The organism is Streptomyces sp. NPDC001100, assembly GCF_053598575.1.
Window position 1 is genome coordinate 163,744 of the sequence record NZ_JBSFKO010000006.1, and the last position, 23,670, is coordinate 187,413.

The window sequence follows — 23,670 nt, forward strand, 5'->3', positions numbered from 1 at the left end:
GGTGACATCCGGAGTGCATAGCATGGTCGCCATGACAGAGCGCAAGCCCATCGAATCGTGGCTCACCGACATGGACGGGGTGCTGATGCACGAGGGCGTCCCGGTTCCGGGCGCCGACGCGTTCATCAAGAAGCTGCGGGAGACCGGGCGTCCGTTCCTGGTCCTCACCAACAACTCGATCTACACCGCGCGCGACCTGCACGCCCGGCTGAACCGGATCGGTCTCGAAGTACCGGTGGAGAACATCTGGACCTCGGCCCTGGCCACCGCCGCCTTCCTGGACAACCAGCACCCCGGCGGCACCGCCTACGTCATCGGCGAGGCCGGGCTGACGACCGCGCTGCACGACGCCGGATACGTGCTGACCGACTCGGACCCCGACTTCGTGATCCTGGGCGAGACCCGGACGTACTCCTTCGAGGCGCTGACCAAGGCGATCCGGCTGATCAACGACGGGGCCCGGTTCATCGCCACCAACCCCGACAACACCGGCCCCTCCCCCGAGGGCGCCCTCCCCGCGACCGGCTCGGTCGCCGCGCTGATCACCAAGGCCACCGGCAAGGAGCCGTACTTCGTCGGCAAGCCGAACCCCCTGATGATGCGCAGCGCGCTGAACACCATCGGCGCGCACTCGGAGACCAGCGCCATGATCGGCGACCGGATGGACACCGATGTGCTGGCCGGTCTCGAAGCCGGTATGACGACCTTCCTGGTGCTGACCGGCCTGACGACCAGGGCCGACCTCGACCGTTACCCCTACCGCCCGACGAGGGTCGTGGACTCCATCGCGGACATCGTCGACCTGGTCTGAGGCTCCGACCGGGCGAGCAGTGCGGGCAGTTCGGCGACCGAGCCGAGGACGTGCGTCGCGCCCGCGCCGCTCAGCGCGTCCCGCCGGTGTGCCCCCGTGAGCACACCGGCGACCACGCCCGCCCCGGCGCGGACGCCGCTGAGCATGTCGTACGAGGTGTCGCCGACCACGGCCGTCTGTCCTACGGCGTCGGCGGCGCCCGTCCGCAGGAACGCGGTGAGGACCATGTCCGGGTACGGGCGTCCCCGGCCACCGGCGTCGGCGGGGCACAGGGTGAGGTGCGCGAGGTCCTGCCAGCCGAGGGCGGCCAGGATCGCGTCCTGGGTGGTGCGGGCGAAGCCGGTCGTCAACACCACTGTGCGGCCCTGCGACTTGAGGGTCTCGACGGTCTCGCGGGCACCGGGGAGGGCGGCGACCCGGCCGCCGTCGACGAGGTCGGCGTAGGCCGACTCGAAGACCCTGTTGGCCTCCCGCGCCTTTGATTCCGTCCCGAACAGGTGCCGGAAGACGGAGATCTTGGACTCGCCCATGGTGGCGCGGACGTGGTCGAGCATCGCGTCGGGTTCCGCGCCCATGTGCCTGGCGGCGGCCGTGAACGCCTCCTCGACGAGGCCGTCGTCGGCGACGGTGGTGCCGGCCATGTCCAGGACGACCAGGCGGATGTCGTGGTTCACGGGGCTCATGGGGCTCATGGGGGTGTCACCAGTCCAGTTCGTTCGCGGTGGTTTCGGCGATCGCCGGGGAGCAGGTCATGCCGCGTCCGCCGGGGCCGGTGACCAACCACACGCCGTCGCGCACCTGTTGGCGATGGACGACCCGGGCGGGGTCGGTGCACTGCGCGTACACGCCGGCCCAGCGGCGGCGGATCTTCGGCAGGGGGCGGCCGAGCAGTGACTCGACGACCTCGGTTAGGTGGTCGTAGGGGTCCTCGACGGTGTCGAAGGCGAAGGGGTGCTCGTACTCGTGGGTGTCGCCGATGGTCAGGCCACCGTCGGCGCGCTGCACCATGAGGAGTTGCATGGCGTGCGCGGCCGCGGTCGGCAACTGCGGCCGGTGTGCGGCGAGTTGGTCGAGGGCGGGGCCGCGGTACGCGGGGTAGTAGCGGAAGCTGTCCGCGTCGGCGACCGAGGTGGGGAGGGGTTCGCCGAGCGGGTCGGTCTGCATCATCTGCAAGCGGACGCGGCGCACGGGGAGTTGGGGCCCGGCGAGTTCGCGGACGAGTCCGCCGAGCCAGGCACCGGTGCACAGGATCACCACGTCGGCGGGGTGCACGTCCCCGTGGTCGTCGCGCACCGCGTGCTCGCCGACGACCTCGCGGACCTCTCGTCCCGGCAGGAAGGTGTAGTGCGGGGACTTCGACAGCTGGGCGCGCAGGGCGAGTTGGGCGGTGCGGGGTTCGACGGCCGCGTCACGCTCGCAGTACAGGGCGGCCGTGAAGTCGCCGCGCAGGGCGGGGTTGAGGGCGCGGGCCTCAACGGGGGTGAGGAGTTTGTAGCCACGGGCGGCGGAGTCCTCGCGGGCCACGGCGGCCTCGGCGACGGCGAGTTCGTGCGGGCCGCGCACCGGGGTCAGTGAGCCGTTGGCCCGGAAGCCGAGCGCGGGGACACGGCGGCCGATCTCCTCCCACAACTCCCTTGCCCGCAGGGCGGTTTCGAGTTCCTCGCCGCCCGCCCGGCCGCTCACCCAGATCTGCCCGAAGTTGCGCAGGGACGCGCCGCGCGCCTCCGTCTCGCGCTCGATCTGTACGACCTCGTGGCCGCGTTCCACCGCTTGCCAGGCGTGCATGGTGCCGACCACGCCGCCTCCGACGACTGTGACTCTCACGTCTAGAGCGTGAACCAGGGCTACCATTTGGGCTAGACCCGTTATCGATTCGTTAGCTTGGTGACGAAAGAGAAGCGGTCGCCCCGGTACAGACCCCGCACCCGTTCCAGCGGCCGCCCCTCCGCGTCCCTCGACACGCGGTGGATCAGCAGCATCGGCAGGGCGGGCGGGGTGCCGACGAGCAGGGCCTCGCGCGGGGTGGCGAGCACGGTCTCGATGCGTTCGTCGGCGTCGCCGAAGCGGATGCCGCGGGCGTCGAGGTAGCCGTAGAAGGAGGAGCCGGGCTCGAAGTCCGTGTCCAGGTGAGGGAGTCGGGCGACGGAGACATAGGTGCTTTCGAGGCCGACGCGCTCCTCGTCGGCGAGCAGCAGGCGCTCCAGGTGCCAGACGGGTTCGCCGCGGGTCAGTCCGGTCTCGGCGGCCAGCGCGTCGGGGCACGGGAAGCGGTCGAGGGTGACGAGGCTGCGGCCCGGGGTGCGTCCCTGCCGCCGTACGCCCTCGGTGTAGCTGGTCAGGGACAGCGGCTGCTCCAGTTTGGGGCCCGCGACGACCGTGCCCCGGCCCTGCCGGCGCAGCCTGCCCTCCAGGACGAGTTCGCGCAGCGCCTGCCGGACGGTCTCGCGGGCGACCTCGTACCGCTCGGTGAGGTCGCGCTCGGTGGGGATCACCGCGCCCTCCCCCAACTCGTCGAGGAGCGCGGCGAGTTGGGCCTTCACCGCGTAGTACTTGGGGATGCGGCCGTGCTCCGGGATGCCGGAGCGGACGGGGGCGCCGGGGGCCTGGTCGTTCGGGTAGTCCACGCGGAGATGGTCGCAGAAACGGCGTCCCGCGTTATCGGCGTCTCCGGGCCAGCAGCAGGGCGCCGGCGGTGACGAGGAGGACGGAGGTGGCGGCGAGGACGAGGTGGGCGGTGCCGATTCCGGTGCGGGCGAGTTCGTCGGTGAACGAGAGGTCCGCGGGGGGCGGGGTCGCGGCGGGGGCCGTAGTGGGGGCGGTGGGTGTGCCGGCTCCCGGGGCTGCCGCTTCGACGTCGAAGCGGTAGTCGTTCGACTGGCCGACCCAGTCCCCGTCGTCGGCATGGCGTTGTACGACGGCCGCGTTGGCGGTGATCTCGTTCGGTCCGGTGTCCGGGGCGAGCGCGAGGCGGACCTTGACCGTGAGGGTCTTGCCGGGGTCGACGGTGAAGCCCGGGAAGCCGTCGTCGAAGGCACCGACGAGTTCGGCCTCGTCGGTCGTGGCGAAGCGGACGGGGTGCGGGCGCGGGCCGGTGCCGTCGTAGAAGTCGAGTCGGGGCTGGGACGGCTTCAGGGCGCGCTGCTGGTCGGCGAGGACGACGACCGGGTGGATCGCGGTGCAGCGGCGGGCGGTGGTGTTGGTGAGGTCGAGGTACCAGATGCCGTAGCCGCCGCCGGCCTCGTAGGTGTCGGGGCCGTCGTGGATGCGGGTGGTGAGGGGGAAGGCGCGGGCGTCGGAGGCGGCGCAGCCGGGGGTGGTGTCGGCCGCGTGGACCGGTGGGGCGGTGACGAGGAGGGGGGCGGCTGCGGCGAGGCAGAGGGACAGGGGTGTGCGCAGTGGGGTGCGCGGTCTCAGGGGCAGTCGCATAAGCACATGAGCGTGCCGGAGACGGGGGCCGATGGAGGGTGACGCGGCCGTCGATGTGCCTCGAACGGGCGCGGCGGGACCCCTGTTCGGCGGAAGTGTCACAGTTCTCGGGGGAAGTGACACACTTTTTCAGAACACCTCCCCCGCCGGACAGCCGGAGGGCCTACCCGTCCGCCCGCCCGAACAACGGTCCGAGCAGCAGCTGCGCCGCCCCCTCCGCGACACCCCGCGCCCCGCCGGAGGCGATCCGCACCGGTACGGCGGCCTCGCCCGCGCCCTCGCGCCGGGCGCGCTCGCCGAGGACGGCGGCGACTCCGCGTACGAAGGGCTCCGGGTCGGCGGCGACGGTACGGCCGCCCAGCAGCACGAGGTCGATGTCGAGCAGGCCCACGAGGTTCGCGGCGCCCGCGCCCAGCACCCGCGCCGCCTCCCCCACGTCCCCGCGCGCCACGGCGGCCAGGCACAGGGCCTCGATACAGCCCCGGTTCCCGCAGTCGCAGGGCGGCCCGTCCAGCTGGATGACCTGGTGCCCGAACTCCCCGGCCCCGGTCCGCGCGCCCCGGTGCACTCCGCCGCCGATCACCAGCCCCGCCCCGAGCCCCGTACCGAGATGCAGATAGGCGAAGGCCCCGCCCTCACCTCCGACGGCCAGCCCGAGCGCGGCGGCGTTCGTGTCCTTGTCCACGACGGCGGGCACCCCGAGCCGCCGCGAGAGTGCGTCCCTGAGCGGAAACCCGTCCCACTCGGGGAATCCGGTGACGCGGTGCAGCACACCGTGGATGTGGTCGAGGGGTCCGGGCAGGGCCACGCCGACGCCGAGCAGGTGACCGCGGGCGGCGAGCCCGGCAGGCCCGAGGCGCACGGGCGGGGCGGACGCGAGGCGCGCGGGGCCGCCGTCCCCCGCCTCCCCCACCAGCGCCTCGACCTCCCGGGCCACCCCCTCCACGACCACCGCGGCACCCGCCCCCAGATCCAGCGGAGCACCGCGCTCCCCGACCACCGTCCCGGTGAGATCGACGAGGACGACCCGCAGTTCGTCCCGGTCCAGGTGCACGCCGACCGCGTGGCCGGCCCCCGGGACCAGGCGCAGCACCGTGCGCGGTTTGCCACCGGTGGAGGCCCGGCGCCCCGCCTCGGTCACCAGCCCGGGCTCCCGCAGCCGGGCCGTGATCTTGCTGACGGCCTGGGGGGTGAGCCCGGTGCGGTCGGCGAGTTCGAGACGGCTGATCCCGTCCGGTCCCGCGGTCCGCAGCAGGTCGAGCACCAGCGCGGTGTTGTGACTGCGCACGGCGAGCAGATTCGCACCCACCGCACCCGCTGTCGTTCCGGCTCCGCTCCCGCTCCGCGCACTGTTCACTCCCCCATTCTCCCCACCACTTGCACTTTGGCAACAGCGTTGCGAAAGTGGAGGGCATGACTGGACGCACCACTCGCACACCCCTCCGCGTCGGCCTCGTCGGCTACGGCCTCGCGGGCTCCGTCTTCCACGCCCCGCTGATCGCCGCCACCGAGGGCCTCGCCCTCGACACGGTCGTCACCTCGAACCCGGAGCGCCAGGACCAGGCCAGCGCCGAGTTCCCCGACGTCCGCATCGCCGCGTCCCCGGACGAACTCCTGGACCGCGCCGCCGAGTTGGACCTGATCGTCATCGCCTCCCCGAACAGGACGCATGTCGCGCTCGCGACGAGCGCCCTGAAGGCCGGCCTGCCGGTCGTCGTGGACAAGCCGATCGCCGGCACGGCGGCCGAGGCCCGCGAGCTGGCGGCCCTCGCCGAGGACCACTCGCTCCTCCTCTCCGTCTTCCAGAACCGCCGCTGGGACAACGACTTCCTGACCCTGCGCAAGCTCCTGGCCGAGGGCGAACTGGGCGACGTCTGGCGCTTCGAGTCCCGTTTCGAGCGCTGGCGCCCGCAGCCCAAGGGCGGCTGGCGCGAGTCCGGCGACCCGGCAGAGATCGGAGGTCTCCTCTACGACCTCGGCAGCCATGTCGTCGACCAGGCGCTGACCCTCTTCGGACCCGTGGCCTCCGTGTACGCCGAGTCGGACATCCGCCGCCCGGGTGCGGAGGCGGACGACGACACGTTCATCGCGCTGACCCACGCGAACGGCGTCCGCTCGCACCTGTACGTCTCCGCGACCACCGCCCAACTCGGCCCGCGTTTCCGGGTGCTGGGCTCCAAGGCGGGCTACGTCAAGTACGGCCTCGACCCCCAGGAGGCGGACCTGCGGGACGGCAGGCGCCCGGGCGCAGCGGCCGGCTGGGGCGAGGAGCCCGAGTCGCTCCACGGCCGTGTCGGCGTTGGGGGTCCCCCCTCTGGGGGAGAGTCCCCGCTCACCGGAGGCGGCCGCCCCGAACCCACCCTCCCCGGTGACTACCCCGCGTACTACGCGGCCGTCGCCGCCGCCCTCCGCGACGGCGCCCCCAACCCGGTGACCGCCCTGGAGGCGGCCGCCGCCCTCGACGTACTGGAAGCCGCGCGCCGCAGCGCCCGCGACGGAGTGACGGTGACCCTGTGACCCAGCACAAGCCCGCGATCACCCAGCGGATCGCCCCCGAGATCACCCCGACGGTGGAGGAACTGGAGGCGCAGGAACGCCGGTTGGTGTTCCAGCACTTCACCCACGACGACGCCTGGGCGCTGGGTTCCCTCCTCGTGGAACTCGCCCGCGAGAGCCAGGCCCCGGTCGCCGTCGACATCCGCCGCGCCGGCCAGCAGCTCTTCCACGCGGCACTGCCGGGCTCGACCCCCGACAACGACGCGTGGATCGACCGCAAGCGCAGGGTGGTCGAGCGCTTCGGCGCCGCCTCCTACCTGGTCGGCACCCGCTTCCGCGCCAAGGGCAGCACCTTCGAGGACTCCTCCCGCCTCGACCCCGACGAGTACGCGGCCCACGGCGGCTCGTTCCCGATCAGGGTCGAGGGCGTGGGCGTCATCGGCACGGTGACGGTGAGCGGGCTGCCGCAACTGCAGGACCACCGGTTCGTGGTGGCGGCGCTGGAGCGGTTCCTGGGCGACGACCGGAATTAACCCCGGGCTCCCTCCGGTTGGCACTGTCCAGCACGTCCAGCGCATCCGACACCGGAGGGAACGGGACCGATGAGCAGTGCCCTGAAGGAGAAGGTCGGCCGGTACGGCATCTGGAGCGTGGCTCTGCGCTCCGAAGATCCGTCCCGGCAGGGCGAGTTGACCGAGGCCGCGGCCGAGCTGGAGCAACTCGGGTACGGCGCGGTGTGGTTGGGCGGCAGCAGCGCCGCGCGCAACGCCGTACCGCTCATCGAGGCGACGTCACGGATCGTCTTCGGGACCAGCATCCAGAGCATCTGGCAGTACCCGGCGGCCGAGAGCGCGGCGAGCTTCACCGAACTGGAGCGGGCCCACCCCGGCCGCTTCCTGCTCGGCCTCGGGGTGGCCCACTCCGCGAACACGGCCGGGTACCGCCGCCCGTACTCGGCCCTGGTCGACTACCTGGACGCCCTGGACACGGCCGGTGTACCCGCGGACCGCCGCCTCCTCGCCGCACTGGGCCCGAAGACGATCGAGCTGGCCCGGGACCGGGCGGCGGGCTCGATCCCCTACCTGGTCACCCCGGAGCACACGGCACGCTCCCGCGAGATCCTGGGCGAAACCCCGCTGCTGGCCCCGGAGTTGAAGGTGGTCCTGGAGACGGACGCGACCCGCGCCCGCACCCTGGCCCGCGAGGCCCTCGCCCCCTACCTCGCCCTCCCGAACTACACCGCCAACTTCCTCCGCAACGGCTTCACCGACAGCGACCTCACGAACGGCGGCAGCGACCGTCTGGTCGACGCGGTGTTCGCGTGGGGCGAGGAGACCCGGATCCGGTCCCGGATCGACGAGTTCGTCGACGCGGGCGCGGACCACGTGGCACTCCAAGTGGTCGACGGCGGCTCACGCGAGTCCCTCCCCCGCGAGGCGTGGCGCAGGCTGGCTTCTCTGCTGACGTGAGCGAGGACACCTAGGCGTCCTTGAACTCCTGCCGCTGCCTGCCCAAGCCCGAGATCTCAAGCTCCACGACATCCCCGGCCCGCAGGAACGGCTTCGGCTCCGGCTGTCCCAGCGCGACCCCCGCCGGCGTACCGGTGTTGATGACATCCCCGGGGTACAGGGTCATGAACTGGCTGACGTACCGCACCACTTCGGCCACCGGGAAGATCTGCTCCGCCGTGGTGCCGTCCTGCTTCAGCTCCCCGTTGACCCAGAGTTTCAGCGAGAGCGCCTGCGGGTCCGGCACCTCGTCGGACGTCACCAGCCACGGGCCCAGGGGGTTGAACGTCTCGCAGTTCTTCCCCTTGTCCCAGGTCCCGCCCCGCTCGATCTGGAACTCCCGCTCGGACACGTCGTGCGCGACCGCGTACCCCGCGACATGCGCGAGCGCCTCCTCGTGGGAGTCCAGGTAGCGGGCCGTACGGCCGATGATGACGGCGAGTTCGACCTCCCAGTCGGTCTTCACCGACTTCCGCGGGACGAGCACGGTGTCGTAGGGCCCGACGACCGTGTCCGCCGCCTTGAAGAAGACGACCGGCTCGGCGGGCGGCTCGGCGCCGGTCTCGCGGGCGTGGTCGTGGTAGTTCAGCCCGATGCACACGACCTTGCCGATCCGCGCCAGCGGCGGCCCGACCCGCAGCCCGTCGGCGTCCAGCGCGGGCAGCGAGCCCGCGTCGGCCGCCGCCCGGATCCGGCCGAGCGCGGCGCTGTCGGCGAGCAGCGGCCCGTCGATGTCCGGGACGATGCCGGACAGGTCCCGCAGGGTCCCCTCGGCGTCGAGCAGCGCGGGCCGCTCCGCCCCTGCCGTACCGACTCGCAGCAGCTTCATCTTCACCATCTCCATCGATCGCGCGGGCCGTCGACCGATGGGTGCAGCCATCGGAGGACTGGTCGATCCTCCAAGCTCAAGGTCCAGTCCGCAATACCCGGTTCACGGACTGGACCGTGAACACTGCCCCCTACTGCCCCGCTGCCGGGTCGCTCTCGAACGGCTGGAGCAGCCGCCTCGGCTTGAGGAGGGCGCGGCTGATCGGGTCCGCCGGGTTCGGGTCGAGTCCGGGGCCCGGGTCCACGAGGACGTCGGGGACGGGGACGACGACCGCGCAGCGCGGGCACTCGCCGTACAGGCCGAGTTCGGTGCCGCAGTCGGCGTGCCGGAAGTAGCGCAGCTGGGGTTCGTCGAACTGCTCGCGGCCCCAGCGGCCGAGCGAGCGGAGCGTGGGCCACAGGGCGAGCGCGCGGCCCGTGGGGACGTACTCGTCGCGCGGCGGGGACTCCTGGTAGCGGCGCTTTTCGAGGATGCCCTCGGCGGTGAGCGCCTGGAGGCGGGCGGCGAGGACCGCGCGCGGGATGCCGAGATGAACGAGGAAGTCGTTGTAGCGCCGTACGCCGTAGAGGGCGTCGCGGATGACGAGCAGCGTCCAGCGCTCGCCGACCACCTCCAGTGCCCGGGCGATCGAGCACTCCTGCGTCGCGTAGTCCTTGCCCAGTGCCATGCCGACCACCTTAGCCATTTTCCGACTCAAGGTTCAATGAACGAACCCACAGTGCTACGGTACTCCGCATGACTAGGTTCAATGAACGAACCCTCTCCCCGGTTTCCGAGAAGCACGAGCTCACCGAGGCCGACGCGCCCCGCCCGCGCGCCACCCTCGCCCTGACCAGCGCGGCCACCGCCGTAGCACTCATGACGTACACCGCGCCGATGGTCACGCTCCCCGACATCGCCGCCGCCCTGCACACCCCGCTCTCCGCCCAGGCCTGGCTGCTGAACGGCACCCCGCTGGGCCTCGCCGCGCTGCTCCTGGTCGCCGGCAGCCTCGCCGACGACTACGGCCGCCGCCGGATCTTCCTCGCCGGCACCTTCGCGCTCGGCATCACCACCGCGCTCTCCGCGCTCACCTCCTCGACCCTGCTGTTCACCCTGACCCGCATCGCGCAGGGCGCCGCCAGCGCGGCGCTCCTCGCCAGCAGCCTGGGCCTGATCGTGCACGCCTTCCCGACCCCGCGCGGCCGACTGCACGCGACCGGCGTCTGGGGCGCGTTCGTCAGCGGCGGCATAGCCGTCGGCCCCCTGGTGACGGGCGCGCTGCCCGACTGGCGCCTCGCCTACGCCGTCCTCGGCGCCGCCGCACTTGTCGTGGCCGCTCTCGGCGTCCGTACGTTGTCCGAGTCCCGCGCGCCCCGAGGCGGACGCCCCGACCTGGCCGGAGCGGTCACCTTCGGCCTGGCCCTCGTAGCCCTCGTGGCCGCCCTGACGCTCGGCCGCGACGGCTGGCTGCGGGCACCGGTGGGCCTGCTGGCGCTGGCGGCCGTGCTGCTCGTCGGCGTGTTCGCGCTGGTGGAGCGCCGGGTCGCGACCCCGATGATCGACCTCGGCCTGCTGCGCCACCGCCTCTTCCTGGCGTCGTCGGCGGGCGGCCTGTTCACGGGCTTCGCGGTGATCGGCCTGTTCAGCTTCCTGCCGGCGCTGTTGCAGCAGACGGTGGGGCTGTCCGCGATCGACACGGCCTGGCTGTTCCTCCTCTGGTCGGGCCTGTCCTTCACGGTCGCCCTCCAGGCCCGCCGCCTCGCCGGCCGCGTCTCCTCCCGCCACCAACTCGCCCTGGGATTCCTGTTTCACGCGGCCGGCGTCCTGACGATGCTCGGCGCGCTGGACTCCGGTTCCTGGCCCCGGCTGCTGCCGGGCCTGGTGATCGCCGGGGTGGGCAGCGGCCTGCTGAACGCCGCACTGCCCCTGCTGTCCGTCGAGTCCGTACCGGCGGCCCGGGCCGCGATGGGCTCCGGCGCGCAGCAGACCTTCCGCTACATCGGCTCCTGCGCGGGCGTCGCGCTGACGATCGCGATCGCCACGTCGGCGGGCAGCGGTCTCGCCCGCGGCGCGGACATCGCGATGGTGGTGTCGGCGGCACTCGCGGTGCTGGCGGCGGTGAGTGTGGTGGTCCTGCGCGAGCGGGCGTGACCCCTCACCGGGCCCTCATTGGCTCTCACCAGGCCCTCACCGGGGGCGCGTTGACGTGAGCGTGCCCCACACCGCCATGCGGTACCGGGAGGTGAACTCCGGGGTGCAGGTGGTGAGGGTGATGTAGTAACCGGGCCGGCTGTAGCCGTAGGACGGCTTGACGGTCGAGCGCGGAACCGGCCGGATGACGCCGGAGTCGGCGGCGGAGGTCTGCGGCAGGATCTTGTCGACCGTGTAGGTGTAGGTGGCCGTGCTCGTCTCGACCTGGACGGTGTCCCTGAGCCGCAGCCGCGGGAGATACCGGAAGGGTTCGCCGTGGGTGTTGCGGTGCCCGGCGAGCGCGAAGTTCCCTGCCTGGCCCGGCTGTTGGGTTCCCGGGTAGTGGCCGACGTACCCCTTGTTCAGCACGTTCCGCTTGCTGACGCCTTCCGCGATCGGGACACGGAGGTGGAGGCGGGGGATGGTGAGGATGGCGTAGGCCTGGGAGGGGTGGGGGGTGGTGGACCCTCCGGACCCGGTGCCGGTGGTGGTGGTCCGGTGCGGTGAACCGCCGTCGGCGGCATCCGTGCTGGCCGGTGTCGATGGCGTTGACGATGGCGATGTCGATGTCGGCGTCTGAGTCGCCCATTGCCGTTCCAGCGCCTGCACTTGGTGCTCCGCGCCCCGGCGGGCCTCCCGGTTGGTCCACCACAACTGCTGGACGACGAGAAGGAGCAGGACGACCCCCGCGGTGACGAGCAGCTCGCCGCCGGTCCACAGGGCGCGTCGGCGCAGCGCACGGCGCCGACGGCTGTGCTGCTGCACGACGGGGACCCGCATGGGCGGCACGATAAGGGCGGGTTCCCGAACTCACCAGAGCCGCGGCTCCTGTTGGTGCTCCCGTTGGGCTCCCGTTGGTACTCCCGATGGCGCTCCCGCCGGCGCGTGAAGGCCGCCGTTCGATCCTTCGTACACGGGTTTTAGAAAGGGGTGTCACAACCCTCGACAATCCCACACACCACACCCGATGCTTCCTGGTGGCACGAGCCGGGGGGATGGCCGACGCCGGTGGGACGACCGGCGTTTGAGCGAATCGGGAGTAGAGATGATCCGACGCAGAACCCTGCTGGCCGCGGCGGGCGGCGGCCTCCTCGGCACCGCCCTGGCGACCGGTACCGCACGCGCCGACGCGACGATCGCGGTCAACCCGGCTACAAAGTACGGCACTTGGGAGGGCTGGGGCACCTCGCTCGCCTGGTGGGCGAACGTCTTCGGCGCCCGGGACGACTTCGCCGACATCTTCTTCACCACCAAGTCGACGACGTACAACGGCACTTCGCTCCCCGGCCTGGGCCTGAACATCGCCCGCTACAACCTCGGTGCGTGCAGCTGGAACACGGTGAGCGGCGAGTCGATGGTCGCCTCCGCCAACATCCCCGCGTTCAAGCAGATCGAGGGCTACTGGCAGGACTGGAACAACGAGGACCCCACCTCCTCGGCCTGGAAGTGGACGGCGGACGCGACCCAGCGCGCGATGCTGGTGAAGGCGACGGCACGGGGAGCCACGACCGAGCTCTTCGCCAACTCCCCCATGTGGTGGATGTGTCTGAACCACAACCCGTCCGGCGCCTCGGGCGGCGGCAACAACCTCCAGTCCTGGAACTACCGCCAGCACGCCTCCCACCTGGCGTCCGTCGCCCTCTACGCGAAGAACAACTGGGGCGTGAACTTCGCGACGGTCGAGGCCTTCAACGAGCCCTCGTCGAGCTGGTGGACGGCGACCGGCACACAGGAGGGCTGCCACATGGACTCGACGGTCCAGGCGGCCGTACTCCCGTACGTCCGCAGCGAGTTGGACGCGCGCGGCCTCACCAGCACGAAGATCTCGGCGTCCGACGAGACGAGCTACGACCTGGCGCGCACGACCTGGAGCTCCTTCTCCTCCACGACGAAGGGCTACGTCAACCGCGTCAACGTCCACGGCTACCAGGGCTCGGGCGGCCGTAGGGACCTGCTCTACACGGACGTGGTGACGACGTCGGGCAAGGCCCTCTGGAACTCCGAGACGGGCGACAGCGACTCCACCGGCCTCACTATGGCGAGCAACCTGCTCTACGACTTCCGCTGGCTGCACCCCACGGCGTGGACGTACTGGCAGGTCATGGACCCGTCCTCCGGCTGGGCGATGATCGCGTACGACCAGAGCACGCTCACGGCCGGCGCGGTGCAGACGAAGTACTACGTGATGGCCCAGTTCAGCCGCCACATCCGCCCCGGCATGACGATCCTGGACACGGGCGTGAGCTACGCGGCGGCGGGCTACGACGCGTCGGCGAAGCGGTTGGTGATAGTGGCGGCGAACACGGGCTCGTCGTCGACGACTCTGACCTTCGACCTGTCCAAGTTCACGACGGTGGCGGGCGGTACGAGCGGCCTGGTCCCACGCTGGAACACGGTGACGGGCGGCGGGGGCGACCTGTACACCTCCCACTCGGACACGTATCTGAGCGGCAAGACGGTGAGCGCGACGTTCGCGGCCGGGGCGGTGCAGACCTTGCAGATCGACGGGGTGGTGATCTGACCGCGCAGCCCGAACTCCGCTACAGCGGTGGACAGTTGGGCCTGCCGGCGCTGGCGCTCGGCGGTTTCGGAATCGGTCTCACCGAGTTCGTGATCGCCGGGCTGCTGCCGCAGGTCAGCCGCAGCCTGAACGTGTCGACGGCTGCCGCGGGCTGGCTGATCTCCGGCTACGCGCTGACGGTCGCGGTAGGCGCGATAGGGGTGACGGCGGCGACGGCGGGCCTACCGCGCAAACCGGTCCTGCTCGGCCTGGTGGCCCTGTTCGTAGCGGGCAACCTGCTCTGCGCGATCGCTCCGAACTACCCGACCATGCTCCTGGGCCGCGTGGTGGCCGCCCTCTGCCACGGCACGTTCTTCGGCATCGGCTCGCTCGTCGCCCGCCGCCTGGTCGCACCGGAACGGGCCTCCCGCGCGGTCGCGATGATGTTCGCCGGCCTGACGGTGGCGAACGTCCTCGGCGTCCCGTTCGGCGCCCTCGTCGGCGAACGGTGGGGCTGGCGGGCGACGTTCTGGGCGATCACGGCGACGGGGGCGGTGGCGCTGGTGGCGATCGCGGTACTGGTCCCAGGCTGGGCGGGACGGGTAAGTGGGGGCGCGAGTCTGCGGACCCAACTCCACGCCTTCCGCTCGACCCAGGTATGGCTGACCCTGACGGCAACGGCCCTCGGCTACGGCGGCATGTTCGGCGCGTTCAGCTACCTCGCGTACACCTTCACCGAGGTCACGGGCTTCTCGACGACGGACGTCGCCTGGCTCCTGGTCGTCTACGGCACGGGACTGGTCGTAGGCAACATCGCGGGCGGGCGGGGCGCGGACCACAACAGGGACACGACGCTGATCGTCTCGTTGGTGGGGCTGGCGGCAACGCTGACGGCGTTCGGGCTGCTGGCGAGCAGCCGTCCGGCGTCGGTGATCCTGGTCTTCTTGTTGGGCGTGTTCGGGTTCGCGACGGTCCCCGGGATGATCACGCGCGTGACGGACGCAGCGGGCGGCGTACCGCTGGCGGCCAGCGCGAACGTCTCCGCGTCGAATGTGGGGAACGCGGTGGGGGCGTGGCTGGGGGGCTTGGTGATCAGCGCGGGGTGGGGGTATACGGCTCCGTTGTTCGTGGGGGCGGGGATTGTGGGGGCGGGGGTGGGGGTCATGGGATGGGCGGCAGGGGCGGTGAGGTCGGCAGGAGCTGCCGGGTCAGCAGGGGCTGCGGGGTCAGCAGGGGCTATGGGGTCAGCAGGGGCTATGGGGGCTACGGCGCCGGCAGAGGACACGGTGACGCGACGGTCGTAAACCTGCTGGAAGCCCAGGATCCACCCGGCGTTCCCGGTGACCCGGCCTCCCCACGCCTGCCCGACGTCTGCTCGACGCCTGCCCCACGCCTGCCCGACGTCTGCTCACGTCCGTCTCACACCTGTCCCACGTCTCTCTCACTGGCCGACCTGCGGATATCTCTCCCCTTGCCTCCATCTGCGTCGGCATCGGCAGTACCGTGTCGTTCATGCGCCCCGACACGCCCGCCGAGAACGTCGACCACCCCGCCGAAGCGGCCCGCCTGGAGCGGACGGCCGCCCGCTACCCCGAGGACGCCGAGGCCCTGCTCATCCAGGCCGCGGCCCACCTGGAACTGGCCGGCGACCGCCCCGCCGCCACCGCGCTCTACGACCGCCTGCTGTCGTCGCCGGACACCCTGGAAACCCCCCACCTGGTACGGGCCCTCAAGGCCTCGAACCTCTGGGAGTACGGCCACGAGGCCGAGGCCAGGGCGATCATCGACGGCGTGCGGGCAGCGTCCCCGCGCGATCCCGCCCCCTGGGTGATCGTCGCGGAGTCCCTGGAGTCCCACGACGAGCTGGAGGCGGCGCAGGAGACGTTCACGGAGGGGGTGCGTCTGCTCCTGACCGACGTACCCGAACCCCCGTACTCCACCCACCCGTTGCTGTTCGGCCGACACCGGGTCCGACGCATGCTGGGCGTGTCCCACGACGAGTGGGACACGCTGGCGGACACGCTGCACTCGTCGTCGGTGTCGCTGGACGAACTGCACGACCCGAAGCGGGTGTGGTCACTCGGTTCCGACAACCCGGCGGAACTTGAGGCCGAAATCTCACGGCTGCGGGCGGAGCTCGGGGCGTTCCGGGAGGCGCTGTCCCGCCCGTTCCCGGTGGCCGTACTGCACTGGCCGGAGGGGGAGTTGGCGGAACTGGTGGGGTCGTATGCCTCGCTGGCCGAGGAGTACCCCTCGCACGAAGAACACCTGGCGACGATAGAGGGGTCACTGCGGGAGCTGGCCGCTTCAGGCACCCCGAACCTCGGAATCGTGACGGGGACGGTGCCTTCTTATGAGGCGTTCGCGGCGTCCGAGGGGGCGTCACCGGGGGACGTCGACTTGCTGCCGCAGTATGCGACGACGCTGGCGGCGCGGGGGCGAGCTGTGGTGTGGCCTCCGCAGCGGGGGGCTTCTTGTTGGTGTGGGTCGGGGCGGGCTTATGGGGAGTGTCACGGGGGCTGAGGGGCGAGCGTGACGACTGAACAACACACGCCCTCTGAACGCCAGTTGGTGCTCCGCTACTTCGAGATGTGGAACACCGGCGATTCGACGGTCGCCGGTGAAGTGCTTCATCCGGAGTGGCGGGACCATGCGCATCCGGAGATCACGGGGCCGGACGATGTTCGCCGGGCGGTGGACCGCGTCCGGACCGCCCAGCCGGACCTGCGCTTCGACATCAGCGCGGTGTTGAGCGAAGGGGAACTGCTGGCCGCGGTTGGGGAGGTGAGCCGGGGAGCAGGTTCGGCGGCGGCGACGGTGAGCGGGCTGATCTGGCTGATCCGAGTCCGGGGTGGCTTGCTGGCGGAGATGTGGACTTACCGGCGCGACGAACGGGCGTGATCTGCGGCTCTCGACACAACGTCTCAAGTACGCCGGCACAATACGTTCGTGCCAGATGTCGTCCCCTCCTCCCCTGCCGTGTCCGCCCGCATGAGCCGACAGAGCTCCCGCGACACGGCTCCCGAGGTGGCGGTACGACGCCTCCTGCATGCCGAGGGCCTGCGGTACCGGGTGAACGTGCCGGTGCCTGGCATGCCACGTCGCACGATCGACATCGCGTTCCCGAAGGCCAAGATCGCCATCTTCATGGACGGTTGCTTCTGGCACGGCTGTCCGCTGCACGCGACGCAGCCCAAGTCGAACGCGGAGTGGTGGCGGGCCAAGCTCGACAAGAACATGGCGCGCGATGTCGAGACGACCGAGCATCTGCGAGCCGCGGGGTGGTCAGTCCATCGATTCTGGGAGCATGAGTCGGCTCAGGACGTCGCTCAACAAATCGCCACCAGCGTGGTGAAGTCGCCCGCTACTGCGCCTCACGGCGACGAAATCCGACAGCCTCGACGCTCAACCTGAAAGGGATCCCGTGGGTGGCCTATCCCTGAAGCTCGTCAGGCAGGCGCTCCAGATCGAACTGGCAAATCTCAATCTTGGAGCCATCAGGCGCAGGCGACTTGGACACGGCAGTGCGGACAGCTGTGATCTTGTACAAGCCGTCATACCTGTAGTCATCGGGCAGCGAGTAACGCGGGTCACCGCCATAGCCACGAATGACACGAACAGGATGATTGCGGTCATGGCTGCGCTTCAGAGCAGCGTTGTCCCGATACGTCCATGACTGACTCCGCAGAAGACTCCTGGTCTTCTCGTCCTTGTCTTTGTCCGGAGAAGCGCCCGTGTACCGCACCCAGGTCCAGTGATCCTCGTCGTCCTCGTACCCGCCGTTCAGAACGATGGCATCGCCGACCTCGCTACCGTCCTCGTCCGTGAGCCATGAGATGCCCTTCTGGTTGGTTCGGTGCAGCTTGGCGCGCATCACATCCAACCGCCGATGGAAGACCGCTCCCACGTCGACACCTTCGACATGACCGATAACTCGTTCGATTTCCACGACTCCATATTGGATCGAGCTCGATCACTCATGTCAAACATGATTTCGAGGTTGATCACTTTTGACGCATGGGCACTCTCGACCAGGCCCTGACCGTCTGACGTCAGAACCCTCTGTTAGACATGGGCGCAACTGTCTGCTGATCGGGGGAGCCGGCGTGTCCGAGCCACTGAGTGTTGCGCAACCGTCTACCGGCCTCTACGAGGAGCTCATCACGCTCCGGTTCGCGCAGCAGTTGAAGGAGCTCGCAGCCCTCGGCTGGCACCCGGTGACCGACCCAGTGGGAATCGAATCCGTGCCTCACGTCTTGACGCGGCACGTTGCTCAAACAGTCCGACGCGTGCTGCAAAACCTACCGGCCGACGAGCGGGTATATGCCGCCAATCACATCCTGGAGTCCATCGGCACACTTCAAGGTGCTCAGGAGTGGGTCGACCTGGTGGCTGACGGCCCTCGTCAACTCCTCGCGCTGACAAGGCAAGAGGCGCCAGGCGTCTTTGCCGTGCGCCCGGGCATTCCCCTCTCCGACACAGCCCTCATCACCAACTCGCCGGAGGACCCCAGTCTCGGTTTCGAACTGCGCGCCGAACTCGCCACCGCCGACCATGTGGACCTGCTCTGCGCCTTCGTGAAGTGGCACGGCCTGCGCATAATCGAACAGTCTCTGAAGGCTGCACACGACCGAGGCGTGCCGATACGAGTCATCACCACCACCTACATCGGCGCGACCGAGCGGCGTGCGCTGGACCGTTTGGTGCAGGACTTCAACGCGCAGGTCAAGGTCAACTACGAGACGCGATCGACACGGCTGCACGCCAAAGCCTGGCTGTTCCGTCGCAACAGCGGCTACGACACGGGATACGTAGGCAGCTCCAACCTCTCCAAGGCCGCGCTCCTCGACGGCTTGGAATGGAATGTTCGACTGTCCTCGATCGCCACGCCCGACGTCATGCGGAAGTTCGCGGCGACTTTCGAGGCGTACTGGAACGATCCGTCCTTCGAGACGTACGACCCCGACGCTGACGGAGCACGGCTCCAGGAGGCACTGGCCGTCGCCGGAGGCACCTCTTCAACTGCCGCCAAAGACCGCGGGATCACCCTGTCCGGTCTCGAAGTACGACCGTATCCGCACCAGCGCGACATGCTGGAGCGACTCCAAGTCGAGCGCGAGGTGCACGACAGACACCGGAATCTGCTTGTAGCAGCGACAGGTACCGGCAAGACAGTAATGGCCGCACTCGACTACAAACAACTCCGGAAGAAGCACGGCCGCGACTTGCGCCTGCTGTTCGTCGCGCACCGCAAGGAGATCTTGCAGCAGTCTCTACGGACGTACCAAGACGTGTTGATGGACGCGAACTTCGGGGAGTCGCTGCACAGCGGTGAGATCCCGGAACGTTGGACTCACGTGTTCGCCAGCGTCCAGTCGCTCAACGCACGAGCACTCGACCGCTTGCCCCGTGATCACTTCGACGTGATCGTGATCGACGAGTTCCACCACGGGACTTCACCGACGTACCGGAAAATCCTTGACCACTTCCAGCCAGTTGAGTTGCTCGGGCTCACTGCGACGCCCGAGCGCATGGACGGCAAGAACATCCAGGACGAGTTCTTCGACGGTCGGATCGCCGCCGAGATGCGACTGTGGGAAGCGCTGGAGAACGAACTCCTCAGCCCCTTCCACTACTTCGGTATCAGCGACACCACCGATCTGAGCACCGTGGAGTGGAAGCGCGGAGCGTATGAGGCCAGCGCTTTGAGCAACGTGCTGACCGGGAACACGGCACGAGCACGGCTGGTCGTGAAGGCCGTCAGGGACAAGGTCACCGACCCTGGGGCGATGCGGGCGCTGGGTTTCTGCGTCTCGGTTGCGCACGCACACTTCATGGCCGAGGCCTTCCGGACGGCCGGCCTCAATGCCGTAGCGCTGTCCGGGGGATCGTCTGCCGAGGAACGCGGACAGGCACTGGCAGACCTCAGGTCAGGGGCTCTGCAAGTGATCTTCTCGGTGGACCTCTTCAACGAGGGGCTCGACATCCCCGACGTGGATACGTTGCTCCTCCTGCGTCCCACCTCCAGCGCCACCGTCTTCCTTCAGCAACTCGGCCGAGGTCTGCGCCGCACCGAGGACAAGGCCGTGCTCACGGTGCTGGACTTCATTGGGCAGCACCGCAAGGAGTTCCGCTTCGAGAACCAGTTCCGCGCGCTCACCAACCTCACCCGCAAGCGTCTCCTGGACAACATCGAGCACGACTTCCCGCAACTGCCGTCCGGCTGCCAGATCATCCTTGAGGAGAAGGCGAAGAAAACCATCATCGCCAACATCAAGGATCAGATCGGCGTCAACGTCACGGTGCTGGCACGCGAGGTTGCCGACTATGCCGAGCCGAAGCTCAGTCGGTATCTGCACGAGAGCGGTCGCGAGTTGAAGGAGCTCTACCGAGGCAGCGGCAACTCTTGGACCGGGTTGCTGCGCCGCGCTGGCCTTCTGAAGGGTGAATCGCCGGAAGGGGAAGCGGCGCTTCTCAAGCGGGTGTCGGCGTTTCTCCACGTAGACGACCCGTTGCGGGTATCCGCCTACACGCGGATGCTGAAGGACGACGCTCCCTCTTACGGCGAACTTGACGAGCAGGGACAGGCCTATGCGCGCATGCTCTTCTTTCAGCTATGGCCTCTTGGTGGCGTCACTCGCAAAGGCTTCGCGGACTACGACGCCGGATTCTCAACTCTGCGCGAGCAGCGGGCGGTTCGCAGTGAGCTGCGCCAGGTTCTGGAGTTCAACCTCGCGCACACGGAGCACGTCCCGATCCCGCTGCTGGGCGTTGGCGGGCAGAACGGCGTTCCGCTGACCGTGCATGCCTCGTACAGCCGCGAGGAGATCCTCCCGGCCCTTGGCCAGTCCTACATCGGTGGCTTCATGCCGGGCGACTTCCGTGAGGGCGTGAAGTGGTGTGAGTCGATCAAGACCGACGCACTCCTCATCACTCTGGAGAAGGACGAGAAGGACTTCTCTCCCCAAACCCGTTACCACGACTACGCGTTGAGCGAGACTCTCTTCCACTGGGAGTCCCAGAATCAGACATCGGCAACCTCTCCCACAGGTCTGCGCTACCAGAACCACGTAACCGAAGGCAGCCATGTCCTGCTGTTCGTGCGTCGCTACAAAAGCACGGACATCGGGAGCGCCCAACCGTGGATGCTGCTCGGTCCTGCTGAGTTCGAAGACTCCGCAGGGAGCAAGCCGATGGCGATCAAATGGAAGCTGAAGCACGCACTGCCGGCGGAAGTCTGGACGTATTCGGCGATTGCCGCCGGGTGATGTGGTCTTCAAAGCGGAGCAACGCGACCCCTTGACGGGCCAGAGGGGACCAGTCCTGCAAAGTGTGACACTTGAGCACCAAGCGTCACACTTTCCAGCCCAGCCCACCCGGCACCGAGGATTACCGCACACCGCCCACCCTCGAAGAGCTGTCAGTCGCCCACGAGACCGAGGTCTGCCTCGAAACGCATCTGCGCCCGATCCAGAGCATCCTCCGGGTCACGCCCATGCACCCGAAGCCAGTGCAGGAGATCGGAGATGAGTTCGATCGCCGCAGCCTCGGTCACCGCCGCCCTCAGCCGGCTTGCGCGATGACACCCGCACTGCCCGCCAGACGCGTTCAGATCCGTGCCGAACTCACACCACGTCACCTTCCGATCAGCGAGAAGCTGAACACCCCAACGGTCAGTGGCGGCTGTCACGAGAGCCATACCCCGTCCCGTTTCAGCATCGTCGGTTGCGTCCACGAGCGTCGGTAGGGCGCGGGTGTCAGGGTCGTGGACTTCGATGCGCAGGCGGCTGCCATTCATAGAGACGGCGAGAGTGGTCGGAGTACCTGCGCCCACGTGAGTGATCACGTTGGAGACGAGCTCGCTGACGCAGAGCTGCACCACGTCGGTCAATTCCTGCAGCCCCCAGATCCTCAGGTGGAGCCGTAACACCCGCCGCAGAGCCGCTACTTCCACGGGTTCCGCCAGGAACGGGAGCTCCCACGCCTTCCTCGGTGTGCACGTAGTGCAGTCCATGCCCCAACCCCTCCACCTGCACGGCAGGTTGCGATGCGTAACTACCTTCACACTGAGGGTTGCACTGGAACTCCCGAAATGGAACTCTCATTTTGCGTGAGGAGGAGTGCACATCGACATCGCGCGCCCCCGGCGCGCGATGTCTTGCCGTCCGACTCGCGCAGGCAGCACGATCTGACAGATCGACATGAAGGGCTGAAAGCATGCCAGTTGGACCCACCACGCGCAGGCGCCAGCTGGGCGCTGACCTGCGCCGACTCCGTGAAGCCAAGGGCTTGACCCTGGAGGAGGCAGGCACCAGCGTCGGCATTTCAAAGGCAACGCTGAGCCGCTATGAGACGAAGGAGGGGACGGTCAAGTGGCCGGCCGTTGACGCCCTTTGCCGCGAATACGGGGCCTCCGACGCAGAACGCCTCGCCCTCGTCGAGCTGGCCAAGGGAGCCAAGATCCAAGGCTGGTGGCGATCACTCGCCGACCCCATCCCCGAGTCCATGAACCTCATGCTCACGCTTGAGGACGAGGTCGTACGCGAAGACCACTACGCGTGCATGTATGTCCCCGGGCTACTCCAGACTCGCGCCTACGCCGAGGCAGTTCATCGAGCGTCGGAGGTGCAATGCCCGGAGCGCGAGGTACAGCACATGGTCGACATCCGCATGAAGCGCCAAGAGCTCCTCGATCGAGACGAACCACCCCGCATCTGGTGCGTGATCGACGAGGCGGCACTCCGTCGCCAGGTCGGCGGTCGCGGAGTCATGCGAGAGCAACTCGGGCACCTGCTCGCCCTGACAGAGCGCCCCCACGTCACCATCCAAGTACTCCCCTTCTCAAAGGGCGCGCACGCAGCGGCAGTTGGAAGCTTCGCCATCCTGCGGGGACCGACTGCGGACCTGGACGTGGTGTACGTAGACCTACTCAGCGGCGGCCTCTTCATGGAGAAGCCGCAGGAACTGGGCCGTTATAGGTTGGCGTTCGAGTACCTCAGCGCACAGGCACTCGACCTTGAGTCCTCCACGGACATCGTCCACCGCATAAGCAAGGAGTCCTGATGCCAGCGCCCTCGACGCACCAGTGGTTCAAGTCCTCGTACAGCGGGGGCAGTGGGACGGAGTGTGTCGAATGCGCCTACACCAGTTATGGAGCCCTGATACGCGACTCAAAGGACCAAAGTGGTTCTTCGTTCGCCGTCCACAGACAGGCTTGGCTCGCATTTACCCAAGCGTTGCGGGGCGGCGCGATGGCGCAACACTGAGGGACACGGCGTCAGGCATGCCGCCCCCACTGCCCCCGATGAACAACATCCTCCACGCCCCGCCGCCGCTCCGCAATACGCCCGCTCTGCTCGGGAACATCCTCAGCCCGGTACCCGACCGTGATCCCGCCGATCGGGTCGTACTCCTCCGGCACCCCGAACTCCGTCCGGAACGGCTGGAGTTGCTCAGGCATGATGCCGAAGAAACAGGCACCCAACCCTTCGTCGACCGCGGTCAGGAGCATCAGCAGGGCGGCCATTCCCGTGTCGATGTGCCAGTACGGCGCGGGCCAGCGGGCCTCGGCGCGGTCCTCCCAGCCCTTGTCGGGTTCGGCGTAGCGCTCCAGGTAGGCGGCTTTGTGGGCCAGGGGTACCACGACCAGCGGGGCGTCCTGCATGGTCGGGGTCTTCTCGACCCGGGTGGGGACGAAGGGCCAGAAGCGGGCGCGGTCGGCCGGGTCGGTCAAGGCGAGGAACGCCCAGCCCTGGGAGAAGCCGGCCGAGGGGGCTCGTAGCGCGGAGGCGAGGATGCGCTCGGTCACCTCCGGGGGCAGGGGCTTGTCGGTGTAGTGGCGGATCATGCGCCTGCGACGTACCACCTCGGAGAATTCCATGGCGGCAGATCCTGTCACGAACCAATCGGTCACAGGGAGTTGCTGATC

24 protein-coding genes are annotated in these 23,670 nt (G+C 69.1%); 13 read left to right on the forward strand and 11 right to left on the reverse strand.

The features are described from left to right. The first annotated feature begins 31 nt into the window (after positions 1-31). Complete coding sequence (locus tag ACWDEW_RS10930; RefSeq protein ID WP_399117962.1) at positions 32-811, forward strand: HAD-IIA family hydrolase; 780 nt, start codon at positions 32-34, stop codon at positions 809-811. Here the strand turns inward: ACWDEW_RS10930 and ACWDEW_RS10935 are convergent. From ACWDEW_RS10935 to ACWDEW_RS10955, 5 genes are all read right to left on the reverse strand, one after another. Continuing rightward, on the reverse strand, positions 757-1,503 hold the full coding sequence (locus ACWDEW_RS10935; protein ID WP_450511658.1) for an HAD family hydrolase: 747 nt from the start codon (positions 1,501-1,503) through the stop codon (positions 757-759). The two genes, ACWDEW_RS10930 and ACWDEW_RS10935, sit on opposite strands and share 55 nt — an antisense overlap. A gap of 7 nt (positions 1,504-1,510) precedes the next feature. Continuing rightward, entirely contained in the window at positions 1,511-2,662 is a 1,152-nt protein-coding gene (locus ACWDEW_RS10940; RefSeq protein WP_450511660.1) for a TIGR03364 family FAD-dependent oxidoreductase, read from the reverse strand. Between the two features lie 14 nt (positions 2,663-2,676). Beyond that, the gene (locus tag ACWDEW_RS10945; protein WP_450511662.1) at positions 2,677-3,435 is read right to left on the reverse strand and encodes a GntR family transcriptional regulator; all 759 of its coding nucleotides are present in this window, start codon (positions 3,433-3,435) and stop codon (positions 2,677-2,679) included. Between the two features lie 31 nt (positions 3,436-3,466). Next, a complete protein-coding gene (locus ACWDEW_RS10950; protein ID WP_450511664.1) occupies positions 3,467-4,237 on the reverse strand; it encodes a hypothetical protein in 771 nt (256 codons plus the stop codon). A gap of 163 nt (positions 4,238-4,400) precedes the next feature. Beyond that, positions 4,401-5,594, reverse strand: coding sequence for an ROK family transcriptional regulator (locus ACWDEW_RS10955; RefSeq protein ID WP_450511666.1), 1,194 nt, complete (start codon positions 5,592-5,594; stop codon positions 4,401-4,403). 56 nt (positions 5,595-5,650) lie between these two features. On the opposite strand from ACWDEW_RS10955, the gene ACWDEW_RS10960 reads away from it, so the two are divergent. The 3 genes from ACWDEW_RS10960 to ACWDEW_RS10970 all read left to right on the forward strand — a co-directional run bounded on the left by ACWDEW_RS10960 (position 5,651) and on the right by ACWDEW_RS10970 (position 8,202). Next, complete coding sequence (locus tag ACWDEW_RS10960) at positions 5,651-6,754, forward strand: Gfo/Idh/MocA family oxidoreductase (RefSeq protein ID WP_450511668.1); 1,104 nt, start codon at positions 5,651-5,653, stop codon at positions 6,752-6,754. Beyond that, entirely contained in the window at positions 6,751-7,266 is a 516-nt protein-coding gene (locus tag ACWDEW_RS10965; protein ID WP_450511670.1) for a heme-degrading domain-containing protein, read from the forward strand. Before ACWDEW_RS10960 ends, ACWDEW_RS10965 begins: the two co-directional genes overlap by 4 nt. A 69-nt stretch (positions 7,267-7,335) precedes the next feature. Continuing rightward, entirely contained in the window at positions 7,336-8,202 is an 867-nt protein-coding gene (locus ACWDEW_RS10970) for an LLM class F420-dependent oxidoreductase (RefSeq protein WP_450511672.1), read from the forward strand. Positions 8,203-8,212: 10 nt separating this feature from the next. Here the strand turns inward: ACWDEW_RS10970 and ACWDEW_RS10975 are convergent, their stop codons facing one another. Together ACWDEW_RS10975 and ACWDEW_RS10980 are read right to left on the reverse strand one after the other, a co-directional pair. Continuing rightward, positions 8,213-9,070 (reverse strand): fumarylacetoacetate hydrolase family protein, encoded by an 858-nt coding sequence (locus ACWDEW_RS10975; RefSeq protein WP_450511673.1) that lies wholly within the window; start codon positions 9,068-9,070, stop codon positions 8,213-8,215. Between the two features lie 130 nt (positions 9,071-9,200). Next, positions 9,201-9,737 (reverse strand): winged helix-turn-helix transcriptional regulator, encoded by a 537-nt coding sequence (locus ACWDEW_RS10980; RefSeq protein WP_450511925.1) that lies wholly within the window; start codon positions 9,735-9,737, stop codon positions 9,201-9,203. Positions 9,738-9,805: 68 nt separating this feature from the next. Between ACWDEW_RS10980 and ACWDEW_RS10985 the strand changes: the two genes are divergently transcribed. Continuing rightward, a complete protein-coding gene (locus tag ACWDEW_RS10985; RefSeq protein WP_450511674.1) occupies positions 9,806-11,203 on the forward strand; it encodes an MFS transporter in 1,398 nt (465 codons plus the stop codon). A 36-nt stretch (positions 11,204-11,239) separates the two neighbouring features. Here ACWDEW_RS10985 and ACWDEW_RS10990 read toward each other — a convergent pair whose 3' ends face one another. Further along, positions 11,240-12,022, reverse strand: a complete 783-nt coding sequence (locus tag ACWDEW_RS10990) for a class E sortase (RefSeq protein ID WP_450511676.1) — start codon at positions 12,020-12,022, stop codon at positions 11,240-11,242. 265 nt (positions 12,023-12,287) lie between these two features. On the opposite strand from ACWDEW_RS10990, the gene ACWDEW_RS10995 reads away from it, so the two are divergent. The 5 genes from ACWDEW_RS10995 to ACWDEW_RS11015 all read left to right on the forward strand — a co-directional run bounded on the left by ACWDEW_RS10995 (position 12,288) and on the right by ACWDEW_RS11015 (position 17,156). Beyond that, positions 12,288-13,763: a beta-1,6-galactanase gene (locus ACWDEW_RS10995; RefSeq protein WP_450511678.1), complete on the forward strand. Its 1,476-nt coding sequence runs from the start codon at positions 12,288-12,290 to the stop codon at positions 13,761-13,763. Between the two features lie 35 nt (positions 13,764-13,798). Further along, the gene (locus tag ACWDEW_RS11000; protein ID WP_450511679.1) at positions 13,799-15,046 is read left to right on the forward strand and encodes an MFS transporter; all 1,248 of its coding nucleotides are present in this window, start codon (positions 13,799-13,801) and stop codon (positions 15,044-15,046) included. 208 nt (positions 15,047-15,254) lie between these two features. Beyond that, entirely contained in the window at positions 15,255-16,265 is a 1,011-nt protein-coding gene (locus ACWDEW_RS11005; RefSeq protein WP_450511681.1) for an SEC-C metal-binding domain-containing protein, read from the forward strand. Positions 16,266-16,313: 48 nt separating this feature from the next. Beyond that, entirely contained in the window at positions 16,314-16,643 is a 330-nt protein-coding gene (locus ACWDEW_RS11010) for a nuclear transport factor 2 family protein (protein ID WP_450511683.1), read from the forward strand. 90 nt (positions 16,644-16,733) lie between these two features. Further along, positions 16,734-17,156 carry a very short patch repair endonuclease gene (locus tag ACWDEW_RS11015; RefSeq protein WP_450511927.1) on the forward strand — a complete coding sequence of 141 codons (423 nt, stop codon included), beginning with the start codon at positions 16,734-16,736 and terminating at the stop codon, positions 17,154-17,156. Between the two features lie 19 nt (positions 17,157-17,175). Here ACWDEW_RS11015 and ACWDEW_RS11020 read toward each other — a convergent pair whose 3' ends face one another. Continuing rightward, on the reverse strand, positions 17,176-17,691 hold the full coding sequence (locus ACWDEW_RS11020; RefSeq protein WP_450511685.1) for a YDG/SRA domain-containing protein: 516 nt from the start codon (positions 17,689-17,691) through the stop codon (positions 17,176-17,178). Positions 17,692-17,848: 157 nt separating this feature from the next. Between ACWDEW_RS11020 and ACWDEW_RS11025 the strand changes: the two genes are divergently transcribed. Continuing rightward, positions 17,849-21,010: a DUF3427 domain-containing protein gene (locus tag ACWDEW_RS11025; RefSeq protein WP_450511686.1), complete on the forward strand. Its 3,162-nt coding sequence runs from the start codon at positions 17,849-17,851 to the stop codon at positions 21,008-21,010. A gap of 152 nt (positions 21,011-21,162) precedes the next feature. On the opposite strand, the gene ACWDEW_RS11030 is transcribed toward ACWDEW_RS11025, so the two are convergent. Next, the gene (locus ACWDEW_RS11030) at positions 21,163-21,756 is read right to left on the reverse strand and encodes an ATP-binding protein (protein ID WP_450511688.1); all 594 of its coding nucleotides are present in this window, start codon (positions 21,754-21,756) and stop codon (positions 21,163-21,165) included. A gap of 203 nt (positions 21,757-21,959) precedes the next feature. Here ACWDEW_RS11030 and ACWDEW_RS11035 point away from each other — a divergent pair, with 203 nt between their 5' ends. Continuing rightward, complete coding sequence (locus tag ACWDEW_RS11035; RefSeq protein ID WP_450511690.1) at positions 21,960-22,805, forward strand: helix-turn-helix domain-containing protein; 846 nt, start codon at positions 21,960-21,962, stop codon at positions 22,803-22,805. Further along, entirely contained in the window at positions 22,805-23,008 is a 204-nt protein-coding gene (locus ACWDEW_RS11040) for a DUF397 domain-containing protein (RefSeq protein WP_450511692.1), read from the forward strand. The genes ACWDEW_RS11035 and ACWDEW_RS11040 overlap by 1 nt, the downstream gene beginning before the upstream one ends. Positions 23,009-23,019: 11 nt before the next feature. Here ACWDEW_RS11040 and ACWDEW_RS11045 read toward each other — a convergent pair whose 3' ends face one another. Continuing rightward, on the reverse strand, positions 23,020-23,622 hold the full coding sequence (locus ACWDEW_RS11045) for a nitroreductase family protein (protein ID WP_450511694.1): 603 nt from the start codon (positions 23,620-23,622) through the stop codon (positions 23,020-23,022). Positions 23,623-23,670: the final 48 nt, after the last annotated feature.

Excerpts from the sequence above, each read along its gene's own strand:
- ACWDEW_RS10930 (WP_399117962.1), top strand. The coding sequence starts at position 32 with ATGACAGAGCGCAAGCCCATCGAATCGTGGCTCACCGACATGGACGGG.
- ACWDEW_RS10935 (WP_450511658.1), bottom strand. The coding sequence starts at position 1,503 with ATGAGCCCCATGAGCCCCGTGAACCACGACATCCGCCTGGTCGTCCTG.
- ACWDEW_RS10940 (WP_450511660.1), bottom strand. The coding sequence starts at position 2,662 with ATGGTAGCCCTGGTTCACGCTCTAGACGTGAGAGTCACAGTCGTCGGA.
- ACWDEW_RS10950 (WP_450511664.1), bottom strand. The coding sequence starts at position 4,237 with ATGCGACTGCCCCTGAGACCGCGCACCCCACTGCGCACACCCCTGTCC.
- ACWDEW_RS10960 (WP_450511668.1), top strand. The coding sequence starts at position 5,651 with ATGACTGGACGCACCACTCGCACACCCCTCCGCGTCGGCCTCGTCGGC.
- ACWDEW_RS10970 (WP_450511672.1), top strand. The coding sequence starts at position 7,336 with ATGAGCAGTGCCCTGAAGGAGAAGGTCGGCCGGTACGGCATCTGGAGC.
- ACWDEW_RS10975 (WP_450511673.1), bottom strand. The coding sequence starts at position 9,070 with ATGAAGCTGCTGCGAGTCGGTACGGCAGGGGCGGAGCGGCCCGCGCTG.
- ACWDEW_RS10980 (WP_450511925.1), bottom strand. The coding sequence starts at position 9,737 with ATGGCACTGGGCAAGGACTACGCGACGCAGGAGTGCTCGATCGCCCGG.
- ACWDEW_RS10985 (WP_450511674.1), top strand. The coding sequence starts at position 9,806 with ATGACTAGGTTCAATGAACGAACCCTCTCCCCGGTTTCCGAGAAGCAC.
- ACWDEW_RS10990 (WP_450511676.1), bottom strand. The coding sequence starts at position 12,022 with ATGCGGGTCCCCGTCGTGCAGCAGCACAGCCGTCGGCGCCGTGCGCTG.
- ACWDEW_RS10995 (WP_450511678.1), top strand. The coding sequence starts at position 12,288 with ATGATCCGACGCAGAACCCTGCTGGCCGCGGCGGGCGGCGGCCTCCTC.
- ACWDEW_RS11005 (WP_450511681.1), top strand. The coding sequence starts at position 15,255 with ATGCGCCCCGACACGCCCGCCGAGAACGTCGACCACCCCGCCGAAGCG.
- ACWDEW_RS11015 (WP_450511927.1), top strand. The coding sequence starts at position 16,734 with ATGAGCCGACAGAGCTCCCGCGACACGGCTCCCGAGGTGGCGGTACGA.
- ACWDEW_RS11030 (WP_450511688.1), bottom strand. The coding sequence starts at position 21,756 with ATGGACTGCACTACGTGCACACCGAGGAAGGCGTGGGAGCTCCCGTTC.
- ACWDEW_RS11035 (WP_450511690.1), top strand. The coding sequence starts at position 21,960 with ATGCCAGTTGGACCCACCACGCGCAGGCGCCAGCTGGGCGCTGACCTG.
- ACWDEW_RS11040 (WP_450511692.1), top strand. The coding sequence starts at position 22,805 with ATGCCAGCGCCCTCGACGCACCAGTGGTTCAAGTCCTCGTACAGCGGG.
- ACWDEW_RS11045 (WP_450511694.1), bottom strand. The coding sequence starts at position 23,622 with ATGGAATTCTCCGAGGTGGTACGTCGCAGGCGCATGATCCGCCACTAC.